Origin of the sequence: Corallococcus sp. CA053C, from assembly GCF_003611675.1 — a bacterium.
Classification (GTDB): domain Bacteria; phylum Myxococcota; class Myxococcia; order Myxococcales; family Myxococcaceae; genus Corallococcus.
This window is the reverse complement of record NZ_RAWA01000870.1, coordinates 1-463: the sequence shown is the minus strand read 5'-3', so window position 1 is coordinate 463 and position 463 is coordinate 1. Positions and strand designations below refer to the sequence as shown.

The 463-nt window shown below is 65.4% G+C and carries 1 protein-coding gene; it reads right to left on the bottom strand.

Features of this window, described 5'->3' with window-relative positions; genetic code table 11:
• Positions 1-282 (bottom strand): hypothetical protein (locus D7V97_RS43655; RefSeq protein ID WP_199729265.1); only part of this gene is annotated, 282 nt, incomplete at its 3' end.
• Positions 283-463: the final 181 nt, after the last annotated feature.

Genomic DNA, 463 nt, shown 5'->3' with positions numbered 1-463 from the left:
CGCCATCGGAATGCGCATGGCGCGATCCAGCACGACGAGCAACCCGAAAAAGGCGATCGAAGCGATCACCGGGTGGCGGATCCGCAGCGCGCCGCGACGCCCGAACAGCAGCATCGACACCAGTACCGCCGCTCCGGCGAAGAGACTCAGCCTGAAACCGAGCTCCGCCAGCGCGTAGCCGATTTCACGTGAGGCCTCGGGCGGGCCCAGACGGCGCCCGAATTCGACCAGGCGGAGGGCTACGGGCAGATACAGGCAGAGCACGTAAAGCTTGGCGGCCATCGCGAACTTGATGGGGTACGCACTGAAGAATGATCGCAATCGGTTCAAGGCGTATTCCCGTGCAGGCGCTGGGCGGGCTGACCTGGCAGTCTAGCGTTCCTGTGGCCCGCGTGCCCCGCCCGACCCGCTATGGGAAAATGGCGGGCACGTCGCCCCCTTGGCTGTTCCCGGAGTAGTAGAT